This is a genomic window from Vibrio tetraodonis (assembly GCF_003350295.1).
GTDB lineage: Bacteria > Pseudomonadota > Gammaproteobacteria > Enterobacterales > Vibrionaceae > Vibrio > Vibrio tetraodonis.
On sequence record NZ_QLYY01000018.1, the window covers coordinates 115,837 to 131,359 of the forward strand.

The 15,523-nt window shown below is 43.3% G+C and carries 10 protein-coding genes; 6 read left to right on the top strand and 4 right to left on the bottom strand.

Features of this window, described 5'->3' with window-relative positions:
- Positions 1-163: 163 nt before the first annotated feature.
- From serA to glpQ, 3 genes are all read left to right on the top strand, one after another.
- Positions 164-1,393 carry a phosphoglycerate dehydrogenase gene (gene serA, locus DPF90_RS14315; RefSeq protein WP_114787017.1) on the top strand — a complete coding sequence of 410 codons (1,230 nt, stop codon included), beginning with the start codon at positions 164-166 and terminating at the stop codon, positions 1,391-1,393.
- A gap of 269 nt (positions 1,394-1,662) precedes the next feature.
- Positions 1,663-3,021: a glycerol-3-phosphate transporter gene (glpT, locus tag DPF90_RS14320; RefSeq protein ID WP_114787018.1), complete on the top strand. Its 1,359-nt coding sequence runs from the start codon at positions 1,663-1,665 to the stop codon at positions 3,019-3,021.
- A gap of 52 nt (positions 3,022-3,073) precedes the next feature.
- The gene (gene glpQ, locus DPF90_RS14325; RefSeq protein ID WP_114787019.1) at positions 3,074-4,129 is read left to right on the top strand and encodes a glycerophosphodiester phosphodiesterase; all 1,056 of its coding nucleotides are present in this window, start codon (positions 3,074-3,076) and stop codon (positions 4,127-4,129) included.
- 57 nt (positions 4,130-4,186) lie between these two features.
- Here the strand turns inward: glpQ and ilvN are convergent, their stop codons facing one another.
- Together ilvN and DPF90_RS14335 are read right to left on the bottom strand one after the other, a co-directional pair.
- Positions 4,187-4,681, bottom strand: a complete 495-nt coding sequence (ilvN, locus tag DPF90_RS14330) for an acetolactate synthase small subunit (protein ID WP_114787020.1) — start codon at positions 4,679-4,681, stop codon at positions 4,187-4,189.
- A gap of 1 nt (position 4,682) precedes the next feature.
- Positions 4,683-6,407 (bottom strand): acetolactate synthase 3 large subunit, encoded by a 1,725-nt coding sequence (locus DPF90_RS14335; protein ID WP_114787021.1) that lies wholly within the window; start codon positions 6,405-6,407, stop codon positions 4,683-4,685.
- A gap of 462 nt (positions 6,408-6,869) precedes the next feature.
- Between DPF90_RS14335 and DPF90_RS14340 the strand changes: the two genes are divergently transcribed.
- Positions 6,870-8,861 (top strand): O-linked N-acetylglucosamine transferase, SPINDLY family protein, encoded by a 1,992-nt coding sequence (locus DPF90_RS14340; protein WP_162814039.1) that lies wholly within the window; start codon positions 6,870-6,872, stop codon positions 8,859-8,861.
- Between the two features lie 96 nt (positions 8,862-8,957).
- On the opposite strand, the gene DPF90_RS14345 is transcribed toward DPF90_RS14340, so the two are convergent.
- Together DPF90_RS14345 and leuO are read right to left on the bottom strand one after the other, a co-directional pair.
- Positions 8,958-10,766 (bottom strand): AMP-dependent synthetase/ligase, encoded by a 1,809-nt coding sequence (locus DPF90_RS14345; RefSeq protein WP_114787023.1) that lies wholly within the window; start codon positions 10,764-10,766, stop codon positions 8,958-8,960.
- A 153-nt stretch (positions 10,767-10,919) separates the two neighbouring features.
- Positions 10,920-11,879 carry a transcriptional regulator LeuO gene (leuO, locus tag DPF90_RS14350; protein WP_114787024.1) on the bottom strand — a complete coding sequence of 320 codons (960 nt, stop codon included), beginning with the start codon at positions 11,877-11,879 and terminating at the stop codon, positions 10,920-10,922.
- A gap of 900 nt (positions 11,880-12,779) precedes the next feature.
- Between leuO and leuA the strand changes: the two genes are divergently transcribed.
- Positions 12,780-14,327 carry a 2-isopropylmalate synthase gene (gene leuA, locus DPF90_RS14355; RefSeq protein WP_114787025.1) on the top strand — a complete coding sequence of 516 codons (1,548 nt, stop codon included), beginning with the start codon at positions 12,780-12,782 and terminating at the stop codon, positions 14,325-14,327.
- Between the two features lie 57 nt (positions 14,328-14,384).
- Complete coding sequence (gene leuB, locus DPF90_RS14360) at positions 14,385-15,476, top strand: 3-isopropylmalate dehydrogenase (protein ID WP_114787026.1); 1,092 nt, start codon at positions 14,385-14,387, stop codon at positions 15,474-15,476.
- The last annotated feature ends 47 nt before the right edge of the window (positions 15,477-15,523 follow it).

A 15,523-nucleotide genomic window follows, 5' to 3' on the forward strand; every position in this document is an offset into this window, starting at 1 on the left:
TTTTCTTACCCAAAGCTAAATTTTTTTGTTAATTTAATGAGCAGAAGATGCGCAACGAAAACGTTTGCGCCAATAAAAAAACTCAAGTAATGTTGGCTTTAATACAGTTACAAGACTTGTGCACAGCTTAAGCCCCCAAATTTAATTTTTAAGGACGAACACTATGGCCAGAGTTTCACTGGAAAAAGATAAGATTAAGATTCTACTTCTTGAAGGGCTTCATCCTTCTTCCGTTGAAGTATTACAAGCTGCGGGTTACACCAATATCGAATTTCACAAAGGCTCTCTTTCAGAAGAGGCCCTCCTTGATGCGGTAAAAGATGTGCACTTTATTGGTATCCGTTCACGCACAAACTTATCACAAGCCGTTATTGATGCGGCTGAAAAGTTAGTGGCCATAGGCTGTTTTTGCATCGGCACCAATCAGGTTGATCTCGGCGCTGCCGCAGCGAGAGGGATCCCTGTTTTTAATGCACCTTTTTCAAACACGAGGAGTGTTGCTGAATTAGTGCTTGGACAAGTATTACTTCTACTGCGAGGCATTCCAGAAAAAAATGCACTGGCTCATCGCGGAGTATGGAAGAAAAGCGCTGAAAATTCTTACGAAGCAAGAGGAAAAAGGCTCGGGATCATAGGTTATGGTCATATAGGTACTCAACTTGGCATCATAGCTGAAAACCTAGGTATGAGAGTGTACTTTTACGATATCGAAAACAAACTATCCCTTGGTAACGCCACCCAAGTACACACCATGGCTGAGCTCCTCAATAAATGCGACATCATTTCTTTGCATGTACCAGAAACAGCAGGAACCAAGAATATGATGGGCGCAGAGCAGTTTGAACTAATGAAACCTGGCGCTATCTTTATCAACGCTGCTCGTGGCACTGTGGTCGATATACCTGCTTTATGTCAGGCCATGGAGTCTGGGCATTTATCAGGTGCTGCCATTGACGTATTCCCAACAGAGCCAAAAACCAACGCTGATCCTTTTGAGTCTCCACTGCAAACGTTTGATAACGTCATTTTAACGCCTCATGTTGGCGGCTCCACTCAGGAAGCACAAGAAAACATTGGCGTTGAAGTCGCGGGTAAGCTCGCAAAATATTCGGATAATGGTTCAACGCTATCGAGTGTTAACTTCCCTGAAGTGTCCTTGCCAGAGCACCGTGATTGCTCTCGCTTACTGCACATTCATAAAAACCGCCCTGGTATTTTGACCCAAATTAACACAATCTTCGCTGAAGAAGGGATCAATATTGCAGGTCAGTATTTACAAACTCATGCTGATATTGGCTATGTGGTTATCGATGTAGAAAGCGATCGTTCTGAAGAAGCGTTGAAAAAGCTCAAGAGTATTGAAGGCACCATTCGCGCTCGTATTCTGCATTAACCTTCATTTGGTCGCCGTTTACCCAAAGCGGCGACTTTATTCTCTCCCTCATTCGTTTTCTTGATAAGCTCAAAATCTGCGCTTTACTGCACCCAGATCCAAGTTCTCCAGATTAGATCACTCAATTTCATCAATATTTAACACTTATGTAGTATTTATCACAGAAATCGCTTTTATTATTCATACAATTCCGAACACTTTCGAACGAAATCATATTTGCTCGTTCTGTTTTCATTTTTATCACCATCGCACAAATATAATGAGGTCCTATGTTTGGAGTTTTCAAACCTAAGGCGCATATCGATCGGCTCGCTTCAGGGCTAGTAGATAGCACTTATTCACGCTTACGTTGGCAACTTTTTATCGGCATTTTTGTTGGCTATGCTGGCTACTATTTAGTACGCAAAAACTTCAGTCTAGCTATGCCTTATCTGATTGAGCAAGGCTTTAGCCGAGGCGATCTTGGTGTCGCTTTAGCAGCTGTCTCTATCGCTTATGGTTTATCGAAATTCTTAATGGGTAGCGTGTCTGATCGCTCGAACCCGCGCTACTTTTTAAGTGGTGGCCTTTTGATGTCTGCACTGGTCATGTTCTGTTTTGGCTTTATGCCATGGGCAACAGGCAGCATTACCGCCATGTTTATTTTGCTGTTTCTCAATGGTTGGTTCCAAGGTATGGGCTGGCCAGCCTGCGGTAGAACTATGGTTCACTGGTGGTCACGTAAAGAACGGGGCGAGATAGTCTCGGTGTGGAATGTGGCGCACAACGTAGGCGGCGGTCTGATTGGTCCTATGTTCCTACTTGGGCTTTGGGCTTTCAATGAAGATTGGAAAGCTGCATTCTATGTTCCAGCATTCTTTGCCGCACTCGTAGCGATTTTCATCTGGATGACGGTGCGAGATACTCCGCAATCCTGTGGCCTGCCTCCTATCGAAGAATACAAAGACGACTATCCGGATGACTACAATAAGTCACATGAAAAAGAGATGACCGCCAAAGAAATCTTCTTTAAGTATGTATTCTCAAACAAACTGCTGTGGTCTATCGCGATTGCTAACGCCTTTGTCTATTTGATTCGCTACGGCGTATTGGACTGGGCACCAGTGTACTTAAAAGAAGCTAAAGAGTTTACCGTTGATAAATCCTCATGGGCCTACTTCCTTTACGAATGGGCAGGCATTCCCGGCACCTTATTGTGTGGCTGGATATCCGATAAGCTCTTCAAAGGCCGCCGCGCACCAGCGGGTATCTTATTTATGGTATTGGTCACCGTCGCAGTACTTGTTTACTGGTTTAATCCTGCAGGTAACCCTGCCATCGACATGGCTGCATTAGTTGCCATTGGTTTCCTAATCTATGGCCCTGTGATGCTAATCGGACTTTATGCTCTTGAACTCGCACCGAAAAAAGCTGCAGGAACAGCCGCAGGTCTTACAGGTTTATTTGGCTACTTAGGAGGTGCTGTCGCCGCAAATGCTGTGTTAGGCTACACCGTCGATCATTTTGGTTGGGATGGTGGCTTTATCATCTTGGTCGGCTCATGTATCACATCCATAGTGTGCCTCATTTACGCCTTCTTAGGTGAAAAGGCGCACCATGAACAAAAACAAAAAGCCGCGCTTGCTTAAATCACGATGAAAGGCAGCTTAGCTGCCTTTGTTTTTATCAAGGACAACAACAATGAAAACCCTTTCTCTTACAACAACCTTTTTAGCACTAAGCTTATCCGCTGGCGCTATAGCCAAGCCTCTTGTTATTGCCCACCGTGGCGCTTCTGGTTACTTACCAGAGCACACGTTAGAAGCAAAAGCCTTGGCCTATGCGATGAAACCTGACTATATAGAACAAGACGTCGTCATGACCAAAGACGACCAACTGGTTGTTCTGCACGACCATTATCTAGACAGAGTGACAGACGTGGCAGAGCGCTTCCCAGACAGAGCGCGCAAAGATGGACGTTACTACGCGATTGACTTTACCCTGGCAGAGATCAAAGTACTTAGAGTTACTGAAGGGTTTAACATTGATGACAACGGTAACAAGGTAGCTGGCTACCCGACGCGTTTCCCGATGTGGAAATCAGACTTTAGCGTACCAACACTAGCCGAAGAAATTGAACTTATTCAAGGCCTTAACAAATCACTTGGCTACGATATCGGTATTTACCCAGAGATCAAAGCGCCTTGGTTCCACCGCCATGAAGGTAAAGACATCTCCTCAGCAGTCCTTAAAGTGCTTAAGCAATATGGTTATGACGCTCAAGATGACAAAGTCTATTTGCAATGTTTTGACGCTAACGAGCTAAAACGTATCAATGATGAACTGATGCCAAAAATGGGCATGGATCTCAAACTGGTTCAATTGATTGCTCACACTGATTGGAATGAAACCATGGTTTATCAGGGCGATAAAGCAACGCCTTACAGCTACGACTGGATGTTTAAACCCGGCGCCATGAAAGAAGTTGCCAAATACGCTGAGGGCATTGGCCCATGGAAACCTATGCTGGTAGATGATAAATCCACTAAAAATAACATCATCATCAAACCCTTGATGAAAGAAGCGAAAGACGCTGGGTTAGACGTTCACCCCTACACTTTCCGCGCCGATCCTGGTCGCATCCCTGCCTACACAGATAGCTTTGAAGGCATGATGGATATTTTCTACAACCAAGTAAAAGTCGATGGTTTATTCACTGACTTCCCAGATAAAGCAGTGAGCTTTTTAAACCAATAATAATATAAAAAAAGCCTTAGTAATTTTACTAAGGCTTTTCACTAAATGACCTATACTCTACGCTTTCAACGCCCTTTCACCGCGCGCAATACCGACTACGCCACTTCTTGCAACTTCAATCACCTCTGTTGCTTCAGAAATAGCTTGGATAAAAGCATCAAGTTTTTCGCTGGTGCCTGCTAACTGAACTGTGTATTGTGAAGCAGTGACATCAACAATCTGGCCGCGAAAAATATCGGCGGTACGTTTGACTTCTTCACGAGCTATACCGCTAGCTCTCACTTTAACCATCATAAGTTCGCGTTCAACATGGTCAAATTCCGTGACTTCCTGAACTTTTAATACATCAATAAGCTTGTTGAGCTGCTTTTGAATCTGCTCTAACTGCATATCATCTGAAATCGTGGTGATGTTCAAGCGTGAAAGGGTTTCATCATCGGTCGGCGATACGGTTAAAGACTCAATGTTGTAGCCACGCTGTGAGAACAGACCCACTACCCGAGATAACGCGCCCGGTTGGTTTTCCATTAGCAATGAAATAATATGCCTCATCTTAAGTTCTCTCCGTCTTGCTTAACCACATCTTGTCCATACCCTCGCCTTTGATCTGCATTGGATATACATGCTCAGTCTCATCAACATTGATATCAACAAATACCAGTTTGTCTTTCATCTCTAATGCTTGTTTGAGTCCTGACTCGAGTTGATCTGGCGTCTCGATTCGGATTCCTTCATGTCCATAGGCTTTAGCAATGGCGACAAAATCAGGCACAGAGCTCATATACGAGTTCGAGTGTCTGCCTTGGTAAACAATATCTTGCCACTGCTTAACCATACCTAGGAAGCGGTTGTTAAGATTAATGATCTTGACGGGAATGTCATATTGCATTGCTGTAGACAGTTCCTGAATGTTCATCTGGATACTGCCATCTCCTGTCACCACCACCACTTCTTCTTCCGGTTTGGCAAATTTCACCCCAAGACCTGCTGGAAAGCCAAAGCCCATGGTGCCAAGGCCTCCTGAGTTTATCCAGCGACGTGATTTATTGAACGGATAGTAAAGCGCAGCAAACATTTGGTGTTGACCAACATCAGAGGCCACATATGCATCACCATTGGTCAACTTATAGAGGGTTTCAATGACCTGCTGAGGTTTGATACGCTCAGAAGAAGTATCATAAGACAAACAATTACGATCGCGCCAAGTTTGAATATCATCCCACCAGCTTTGTATGGCTTGATGATCGTTGACTGCGCCTTGTTCTTCGAGCAACGACAGCATACTTGCTAAGACTTTTTCTGCTGAGCCAACAATTGGTAGATCAGCCTGCACATTCTTAGAAATCGAAGACGGATCGATATCTATGTGCATCACTTTGGCATTGGGGCAGTACTTTTCTAGGTTATTGGTGGTTCTGTCGTCAAATCGTACTCCCACACCAAAAATAAGATCGGCGTTGTGCATGGCCATATTGGCTTCATAAAGCCCATGCATGCCCAACATACCAAGAGAGTTTTTATGCGTGCCAGGAAAAGCGCCAAGCCCCATGAGTGTGCTAACTACAGGTAGGTTCAGCTTCTCTGAGAGTTGCAAAAGGTATTCATCGGCTTGCGATATGACAGCTCCGCCGCCCACGTATAAAACCGGTTTTTTCGCGGCAAGCAGCGCTTTAAGACCTTTTTTGATCTGGCCTTTATGCCCAGTCGTGGTCGGTTTATACGAGCGCATCGACAAGTTAGCAGGATACTCATAAGGCAGCTTATTATGGGGATTCATAACGTCTTTGGGCAGATCAATGACCACAGGACCTGGGCGACCTGTTGTAGCGATGTAAAACGCTTTTTTCATGGTCTCTGGAATGTCTTTCGCCTCTTTAACCAAGAAGCTGTGCTTCACAATAGGTCGAGACACACCAACAATATCACACTCTTGGAACGCATCATTACCAATTAGGTTATTAGGCACATTACCTGAAATAACAATCATGGGTATCGAGTCCATGTAGGCGGTTGCGATACCTGTTACCGTATTGGTTGCACCTGGCCCTGAACATACAAGCACCACGCCTGGTTTACCGGTAGCGCGCGTATAACCATCTGCCATGTGGGTCGCAGCTTGTTCATGGCGAACAAGCACGTGTTTGATTTGATCTGTCTTAGCGTGCAGAGCATCATAAATATCCAGAACGGAACCACCAGGATAACCAAAGATTTGTTCCACACCTTCCTCGATCAGAGATTGAACAACCATCTCTGCACCGGACAACATTACTGCCATATTTTTCTCCTCGCCAACTCTCCTATTAATAAGGTCAATCAATAGGTGCTGGGTTTACATAGTCTAGGGCTTATTCGTAGCCTAATCGAAATACTTCCACTTTTCGGCTATGCCTTGCTGTGATGTAACACAAAACAAGTTCGAGCAACAAATGTAACGTTTTCTTAAACAATGATCTAATCAAATTTAGATCTCACTTTAAACAAGATGCTACAGATTGAGGTATGGGCAGTGAATCAAGCTAATCACTTATCAGTATTCAGATAGTCATGTCAGACTTTAAGTATATTTAGACAAAAATTTTATATTTTACGCTTGAGTTAAACGAGTCCTTTAGTCTTGGGTAAGCAGATTTTTGTGAAATAAACGGATTATTCACTCCACTGGCAAAGCGTTCACTTTATCCAACCACGTCTCATGTTAGAGTGTGCACAAGCGATAACTCACAACTCAGAATCCAGCATGGCCTCAGAAACAGCACTCAATGAAACCATCGAGAGACTCATCAAGCAATATAATCAAGGTCAAGTAAATCTGGTATTAAAACAAGCCCAAGTACTGTCTCTACAGCATCCCAATAACAGCATGGTTTGGAATATTCTAGGTGTGGCAAGTAAAAGTGTGGGAAACATGGATCAGGCTCTTGAGGCGTTTGAGCAGGTTATCGACTTATGCCCTGAAAATGTTGGCGGCTATAACAATATAGCTGTCGTCCTGAGAGACAAAGGCAAACCTCAAGAAGCACTTGGGTATTATCAAAAGGCGTTAGCACTCAAACCTGATTATGCTGAGGCACATAACAATAAGGGCGTGGTACTTAGAGACCTTGGCAATCTAAAAGACGCTGTAAAAGCTTATCAACAAGCGCTTACAATAAACCCAGATTATGCAGAAGCACATAATAACTTGGGCATTATCTTTCAAGAACAAGGAAAGCTAAAACAAGCGTCGGAATGTTATATGAGGGCTTTATCACTCAAACCAAACCACGTTGAAGCCTATGATAACTTGGGAGCAGTACTTGAAAAACAAGACAAGCCAGAGCTGGCGGTCACAGCATATCAAAAAGCCCTCACCTTAGATCCTCACATGGAATCTGCAAGGCTAAAAAAGCTATATCAACAAGCAAGGCTTTGCGACTGGTCCGCCATGAAGGAAGACATATCCATGGTTGAAACTCTCGGCACTCAAGGTAAAGCCGTCTCTCCTTTCGCAGCACTAACCTTTGAAGACTCACCACTAAGACATCGACTTCGTTCTGAACAATTCGTTAAATCCAAACACCTAGTGTGCGATTTACCACAGATAGCCAAGCCGAACCAAAAACCCAGTCGGCTTCGCATTGGCTATTTCAGCGCTGATTTTCATGATCACGCCACCATGCATCTCATGTCCAAAGTCTTTGCCCTGCACGACAGAGAAAAGTTCGATGTCTACGCTTATTCTTTTGGCCCTAATACGGGTGATAGTACTAGGAAGAAAGCACCTGACTTATTTGATGTTTTTCATGATGTAGCTGAGTTAAGCGACCTAGAGATCGCAAAACTTGCAAGAAAAGATAGGATTGACATTGCGGTTGATCTAAAAGGCCATACCCGAGATGGACGTTTAGGTATTTTTGCCAAGCGGCCAGCACCATTGCAAATCAGCCATGTTGGCTACCCTGGCACAATAGGTGCTGATTTTATCGACTATCTCGTCGCCGATTCATACCTTATCCCGCAAGAGCAAAGGCCTCATTATACCGAGAATATTATTTATCTACCCAACAGCTACCAACCCAATGATAACACTCGCCTAGTCCCCCGATGTTCATCGAATAAACAAGAGTTAGGATTACCAGATAAAGGACTCGTCTTTTGCTGCTTCAACAGCCCATATAAACTATCCCCCACAGAATTTGATATCTGGATGAGTGTATTAAAAAACGTAAAAGGAAGTGTTCTTTGGCTGTTTAGCGATAATCTCCATGTACGAAGAAATCTAAAGCAGCATGCCCAGCAAAGAGGTATAAACAGTGAACGCTTGATCTTCGCAAAACCTTTACAACAAGAGGAACATTTAGCCAGATATCAACATGCTGATATTTTCTTAGATACCTTTAATGTCAATGCCCATACAACGGCAAGCGATGCGCTCTGGGCTGGTGTCCCTGTCATCACCAAATCTGGACAAGGCTTTGCTGCCAGAGTATCAGCGAGTTTACTGCATGCCGTGGGACTGCCAGAACTCGTTACCCATACAAACGAAGAGTATCTGCAGGTGATTTTGCAACTCGCTAACAACTCTGAAAAACTTGCAGAAATCAAACAAACTCTTGCTAGCCAACCAATGTCAAAGCCATTATTTGATACGGAGCGATACACTCAAAATTTAGAAAAAGCTTATATCATGGCTTATCAAGATTATTTTGACCAAAAATCTTACACAGATATCTGGGTGAAGGAACGATAGTTTATAAGCCCAAAAAACGTTAAGACAAAACTAAAAATCCCTCAAACACAAAGTTTGAGGGATTTTTAGATTAGCAAGTGTTCATTATTAGGAGAGTTATTTTTTCATCACATCATCACGGTACATCTCTTCAATCTCATCTTGGTATTTCTCGTTGATGACTTTGCGGCGAAGCTTCTGAGTCGGAGTCAGCTCACCGGCATCCATTGAAAACGCTTTAGGTAGCAACTTAAATTTCTTCACCTGCTCAAATTTTGCTAATTCCTTTTGCAGATCATTTACCCTACGTTCAAGCATTTCAACAACTTGGTGATGCTTGATCAACTCGATACGATCTTGATACTTAATGTTCAGCTCTTTCGCATACGCTTCAAGGCTATCAAAACAAGGCACAATGAGCGCAGAAACGAACTTACGAGTATCAGCAATAATTGCCACTTGTTCAAAAAAGTGATCCTTGCCGATCGTCCCTTCGACAAGCTGAGGGGCGATATATTTACCACCTGATGTTTTCATTAGCTCTTTAATACGGTCGGTAATAAACACATTACCTTTTTCATCTATGTGTCCCGCGTCTCCGGTTTTTAAAAAACCTTGCTCATCAAATGACTCTGCCGTTTCTTTGGGCATTTTGTAGTAGCCGCGCATCACCATTGGCCCACGAACTAATATTTCATTATTGGTTCCTATTTTCACTTCAGCGCCTGGCATGGATGTGCCTATGGATTGTGGCTGGAAACAGCCATCCGCCCAACAAGAGACAGTGGCGGTGGTTTCTGTCATTCCATAGCCCAGCTTTATGTTTATGCCGATTGCATGGAAAAAACGGCCAATCGCTTCATCTAATTTGGCCCCGCCGCATGGCATAAAATTGATCTGGCCACCCAGCAAAGCACGCAATTTAGACAACACCATACTATCTGCAAGCTGATGAAACTTTCTCAGCATAAAGGAGGGTGCTCTACCCTCTTGATGACACAAGGACATCTTAGCGCCCATATTCACAGCCCAAGTAAAGAGTAGTTTTTTAGTCATTGGCGCTTTTGATACCTTGTCATGAATGGCAGAAAATATTTTCTCATAGAAACGAGGAACAGCGCACATGACCGTCGGTTTGATGTCACTCAAAGCTTCACGAACCTGCATTGTATCTTGCAAGTAGCAATTGGTCGCTCCACGGTACAGAGTATAAAAAGTCCAAGCTCGTTCAAAAACGTGAGATAAAGGAAGAAAGCACAGTGAAACATCATTATGGCTGAGTGTAAGCCTTTTGTCGTGACCTGCGAGTTGCGAGGCGACATTACGATAATCTAGCATCACACCCTTAGGCTGCCCTGTCGTACCTGAGGTATATATAAGGGTAAGTAAATCATCCAAATTGGCTTCGGCCAAACGCTGCTGAAGTTGTGCCTTGGGTGGATTTTGAGGACGGCCAACAAACTCTTGCCAAGTGCAAGCAAAGCCAAATTGGCCAAGCTCAATGCCTTCTGACATTGTCACTATCAATTCTAATTTAGGACACTGGTCAAAAACGCTGACAGCTGCATCAAACTGAGATTGCTCTCCAACAAATAGGATGCGCACATCAGCATTATCGAGAATATAGCCTGCTTGATTGGCAGTGTTAGTTGGATAAATAGGAACGGTAACCGCTCGAATTTGAAGAGAGGCGAGATCGGCAACGGTCCAATTAGGCATATTGTTAGCAAAAATACCAATCTTATCCTGGACCTCAATACCATGATCCAGTAAAGCTAAAGATAAGCAGTCTAATTGAACACCAAACTCAGTCCAGCTAATGCCTTGCCAAGCATCGCCCGATTTGTATTTAAGAGCGACTCGATCACCATTTTGACCTAACTGCTGACGAATCCTTTTAACGATATGAAAATCTATATAAGCCATATTCCTACCTTTCGCTTACGTATGTAAGCTTTCAGAGCGCACAAGTGTACATTTAGGTAAAGAAAAGGCAACTAGGGGGAATGAAAGTTGATATTTGAAATGTAAAGAACCTTGAATGGCGCCAAACCATTCAAGGTTTTTAATGATAGTTAATTAGGCTTTTGCAACCACTTCGCCACAAATCATCATTAATTGGTCACGAAGCCAGATATGACCCTTGTCCTTCTCACTTGACTCGTGCCAGCTCAAGAAACCGCTGATTTTGGCATTTTCAAACGGGAAGTCGAGAATTTGCAGTTGCTCTTTATTAGCCGCATTTTCGACCATCCAGCGAGGAGCGATAGTCACCAGCTCAGACTGACCCACTACATATAAAACATTGCTTAAGCTAGTTCCTTCGTAATATGCCTGTACGTCGAGGTCGCGGTATGCTTGCTCTGAAAAGCTGCGTTGCCCATGTACACGAGATAACTTAGCATGGCGTTCTTCTTTAAGCTGCTCTGCCGTGACACCTTGTTGAATACGAGGGTGCGATTTAGACACAACAACAACCAACTCATCTTGGAAGATTTCAGTACTAGAAAAGCCTTGCTCATCGAAGCGAGCATAGTCAACGACAAAATCAATTTCTTGGTAACGCATTCTTTCAGCCAATTGACGATCAAACTCCGCGTCTAAGTGAAGTTGTACATAAGGTGCCTGTTCATGAATCGTAGACATGATCTTCGGCGCAAAACGCATGTCGCAAGGGCTACAAATCGCCAGTTTGAACAAACGAGTAGAAGTTTCAGGAGAAAAAATAGAGCTTGGCAGTTCGTTTCGGATTAATTGAAGTGCCTGACGAACGGGACCAAACAGTAAACGCGCGCGCTGGGTTGGTTGAATACCACGTCCCTGACGCATAAATAGCTCATCGTTAAACATCACTTTTAGTCTAGCAACTGCGTTACTTACCGCAGGTTGTGACATACCTAAATTGTGTGCGGCACGGGTAATATTTTGTTCCTGCATAACCGCATCAAATACAGTTAAAAGGTTTAAATCTACTCCACGGAGAGTACTTTCCATTCTGTAGCTGGCAATAGCACTCATAGATTCTTTTTTCTCAATCATCACGCAAGCCTCTTGTCTTGTATTCGTCAATGTAAATGTTTTTTAAATCAATGTTGGTTGGGAATAGATAACCAGTTTTTAATTATATTTGCCCGTCCGATACTTCGCGGCGGAACCTTACTATCAACGAATCATTCATGTATTGGCAACCAGATTGATAATTAATCAGTATTTTTCACCTGAATGATAATTAAAAGCAATAAAATCAATCACTTAGTCAAAATATAAAAAAACATAAATTAGCATAAGTATGAAATTTTGAGTAATTAATTAAGTGGAATAATAGGTGCTAAGTGACAAAAAGAATCATTTACAAGAAAAATAACTAAAGTTCAAACTACAAAACCAATATTAATATTTAGTATGATAACGCGCAACGCTTTGACAAAATAGGTAACCTTGTTTGGTTCTACAAATTAACTTTTACTCAAGTGATTAAGCACATTTCAATCACATTAGCTGGATATCGCTCAAGTTGGCATGTTTCGGTCACCCCACCTTCCTAATAGTCATAACCCTAAAACCATTCATAGGGGGAATCTCTATATAGAAACCTAATTGCTGAATTTTTGTATGCAGTGAATCAAGGGCATTTATTCTAGGGTTAGTTAATAAATGCTCTTTTGGGGGTTGACGTCTACATCAGAGTGCGGTACTAATTTGTTAACTAAATTTTGTGGTTAATTTAACGCCTTCAGGGATCTGTTAACAATGTCTAAGCATTTTTCAATTCTGCTGAGCCTCCTCCTTATCGTGACCAAATCGCGCGGGTAGGCTGTGGAAGAAAAATAACCACAACAAGATTTAAAAGCCCGCATCGAAATGCGGGCTTTTTTGTAGGTCGATACCGGAAGAAAACGATTCACTGTGTGAGTATAAAATATCAGGAAGGAAGCAAACATGAATGATCAGGTCATTATTTTCGACACCACGTTACGTGATGGCGAGCAAGCGTTGTCAGCAAGCTTGACAGTTAAAGAAAAACTGCAGATTGCTTATGCACTTGAAAGGCTAGGTGTCGATGTTATTGAAGCTGGCTTTCCAGTCTCCTCTCCCGGCGATTTTGAATCCGTACAAACCATTGCAAAACACATAAAAAATAGTCGAGTTTGTGCACTTTCCCGTGCAGTAGCAAAAGATATTGATGCAGCAGCAGAAGCGTTAAAAGTCGCAGATCAGTTTAGAATTCACACTTTTATTTCAACGTCAACAATCCACGTCGAGGACAAGTTACGTCGCAGCTATGATGACGTCGTAGACATGGCGGTAAAAGCCGTCAAACACGCTCGCCAATACACTGATGATGTCGAATTTTCTTGTGAAGATGCGGGCAGAACGCCGATTGATAATTTATGCCGCATGGTTGAAGCAGCAATCAATGCTGGCGCGAGCACAATCAATATACCAGACACCGTTGGTTACACTGTTCCAAATGAGTTTGGCGGCATTATTCAAACCTTGTTCAACCGTGTTCCTAACATTGATAAAGCCATTATTTCAGTACACTGTCATGACGATTTAGGCATGTCAGTAGCAAACTCAATTGCTGCCGTTCAAGCCGGTGCGCGCCAGATAGAAGGGACCATCAATGGTATTGGAGAGCGCGCGGGTAACTGCTCTCTAGAAGAAATCGCCATGATCATCAAAACGCGTCAAGAATTGCTTGGCGTTCACACTGGTCTTAAACATGACGAGATTCATCGCACCAGTAAGCTCGTCAGTCAGCTTTGCAATATGCCAATTCAAAGCAATAAAGCCATTGTTGGCGCCAATGCATTTAGCCACTCTTCAGGCATTCACCAAGATGGAATGCTTAAGAATAAAAACACCTATGAGATTATGACGCCCGCGTCTATTGGACTAAAAAATCAAGCGCTAAACCTAACCAGTCGAAGCGGCCGAGCTGCAGTAAAAAGTCATATGGACAGCATGGGCTACAAAGAAGACGAATATAATTTAGATGCTTTGTATGAAGACTTCTTGAAATTGGCTGACCGCAAAGGACAAGTGTTTGATTATGATCTAGAAGCTTTAATGCATTTCTCTAATCTTCGCGAAGAAGATGACTTCTTCAAACTTAACTATCTAAGCGTTCAATCTGGCAGCGTAATGGCGACGACTAGCATAAAGTTGAAATGTGGCGATGAAGAAAAATCAGAAGCCGCCGTCGGTAATGGCCCTGTCGATGCGCTTTATCAGTGTATCTACCGAGTGACTGGGTATGATATCGTGCTAGACAAGTTTGATCTTACCGCTAAGGGCGAAGGTGAAGACGGTCTGGGTCAAGCGGATATCATTGCCAACTATAAAGGTCGTAAGTATCACGGTACTGGCATGTCAACAGATATAGTAGAAGCATCAGGACAAGCTTTACTTCATGTAATCAACAGTATCCACCGTGCGGATCAAATTGAACAAATCAAACAGAACAAGATCGCAACTGTATAAATAAAATCTAGGGGTCTAAGTCACCCCTAGCAATAAGTATTAAATTTAAGGAAGCTCATGACAGACAAATCATACAAGGTCGCCGTTTTATCAGGAGATGGTATTGGACCAGAAGTAATGGCGCAGGCCAACAAGGTGCTAAATGCTATCGAGAAGAAACATTCGATTGCTTTTCATCGTTCCGAACATGACGTCGGTGGCATTGCTATCGATAATCATGGATGCCCACTTCCAGCGAGTACAATAAAAGCTTGCGAAGAATCAGACGCGATATTGTTTGGTTCCGTGGGTGGCCCTAAATGGGAACATTTGCCACCCAACGATCAACCTGAACGCGGCGCCCTTCTTCCCTTGCGTAAGCACTTTCAGCTATTTTGTAACTTGCGCCCTGCTCAAATACATCAAGGTCTAGAGAACTTTTCTCCACTACGTGCTGATATTTCACAGCGTGGCTTTGATATCGTGGTGGTGCGCGAGCTAACTGGTGGTATTTACTTTGGCCAACCCAAAGGCCGAGAAGGCGAAGGTGCCAATGAGAAAGCTTTCGATACCGAGGTTTATCAGAGATTCGAGATTGAACGTATCGCTAAAATTGCTTTTGAGTCAGCTCGTCTGCGCGATAAAAAAGTCTGCTCAATTGATAAAGCGAACGTTCTACAAAGCTCTATCTTGTGGCGCGAAGTGGTTGAAGAAGTCGCTAAAGATTACCCCGATGTCAGTCTATCTCATATGTACATCGACAACGCGACCATGCAGCTAATCAAAGATCCATCGCAATTTGATGTGATGCTGTGCTCTAACATCTTTGGCGATATTATCTCGGATGAATGCGCAATGATCACAGGATCGATGGGAATGCTACCTTCAGCGAGCTTAAATGAAAGTAAGTTTGGTTTGTACGAACCTGCTGGTGGCAGTGCCCCTGACATTGCGGGTAAAAACATTGCTAATCCCGTAGCGCAAATCCTGTCTGCTGCTCTTATGCTCAGATACAGCTTAGGTGAAGAAGCCGCAGCCCAAGATATAGAATCAGCGGTATCAAAAGCACTCTCTGCTGGCGAGCTAACTGCTGACTTAGCCGGTGACAGACCAGCCCTCTCGACTGCAGAGATGGGCGACAAAATCGCTGAGTACATTTTAAATTCATAAAATAATTATTCGCTCCTGATAAGCCGTTGTCAGGAGCAAAAACAGGA

Excerpts from the sequence above, each read along its gene's own strand:
- glpT (WP_114787018.1), top strand. The coding sequence starts at position 1,663 with ATGTTTGGAGTTTTCAAACCTAAGGCGCATATCGATCGGCTCGCTTCA.
- leuB (WP_114787026.1), top strand. The coding sequence starts at position 14,385 with ATGACAGACAAATCATACAAGGTCGCCGTTTTATCAGGAGATGGTATT.
- leuO (WP_114787024.1), bottom strand. The coding sequence starts at position 11,879 with ATGATTGAGAAAAAAGAATCTATGAGTGCTATTGCCAGCTACAGAATG.
- leuA (WP_114787025.1), top strand. The coding sequence starts at position 12,780 with ATGAATGATCAGGTCATTATTTTCGACACCACGTTACGTGATGGCGAG.
- serA (WP_114787017.1), top strand. The coding sequence starts at position 164 with ATGGCCAGAGTTTCACTGGAAAAAGATAAGATTAAGATTCTACTTCTT.
- ilvN (WP_114787020.1), bottom strand. The coding sequence starts at position 4,681 with ATGAGGCATATTATTTCATTGCTAATGGAAAACCAACCGGGCGCGTTA.
- DPF90_RS14335 (WP_114787021.1), bottom strand. The coding sequence starts at position 6,407 with ATGGCAGTAATGTTGTCCGGTGCAGAGATGGTTGTTCAATCTCTGATC.
- DPF90_RS14340 (WP_162814039.1), top strand. The coding sequence starts at position 6,870 with ATGGCCTCAGAAACAGCACTCAATGAAACCATCGAGAGACTCATCAAG.
- glpQ (WP_114787019.1), top strand. The coding sequence starts at position 3,074 with ATGAAAACCCTTTCTCTTACAACAACCTTTTTAGCACTAAGCTTATCC.
- DPF90_RS14345 (WP_114787023.1), bottom strand. The coding sequence starts at position 10,766 with ATGGCTTATATAGATTTTCATATCGTTAAAAGGATTCGTCAGCAGTTA.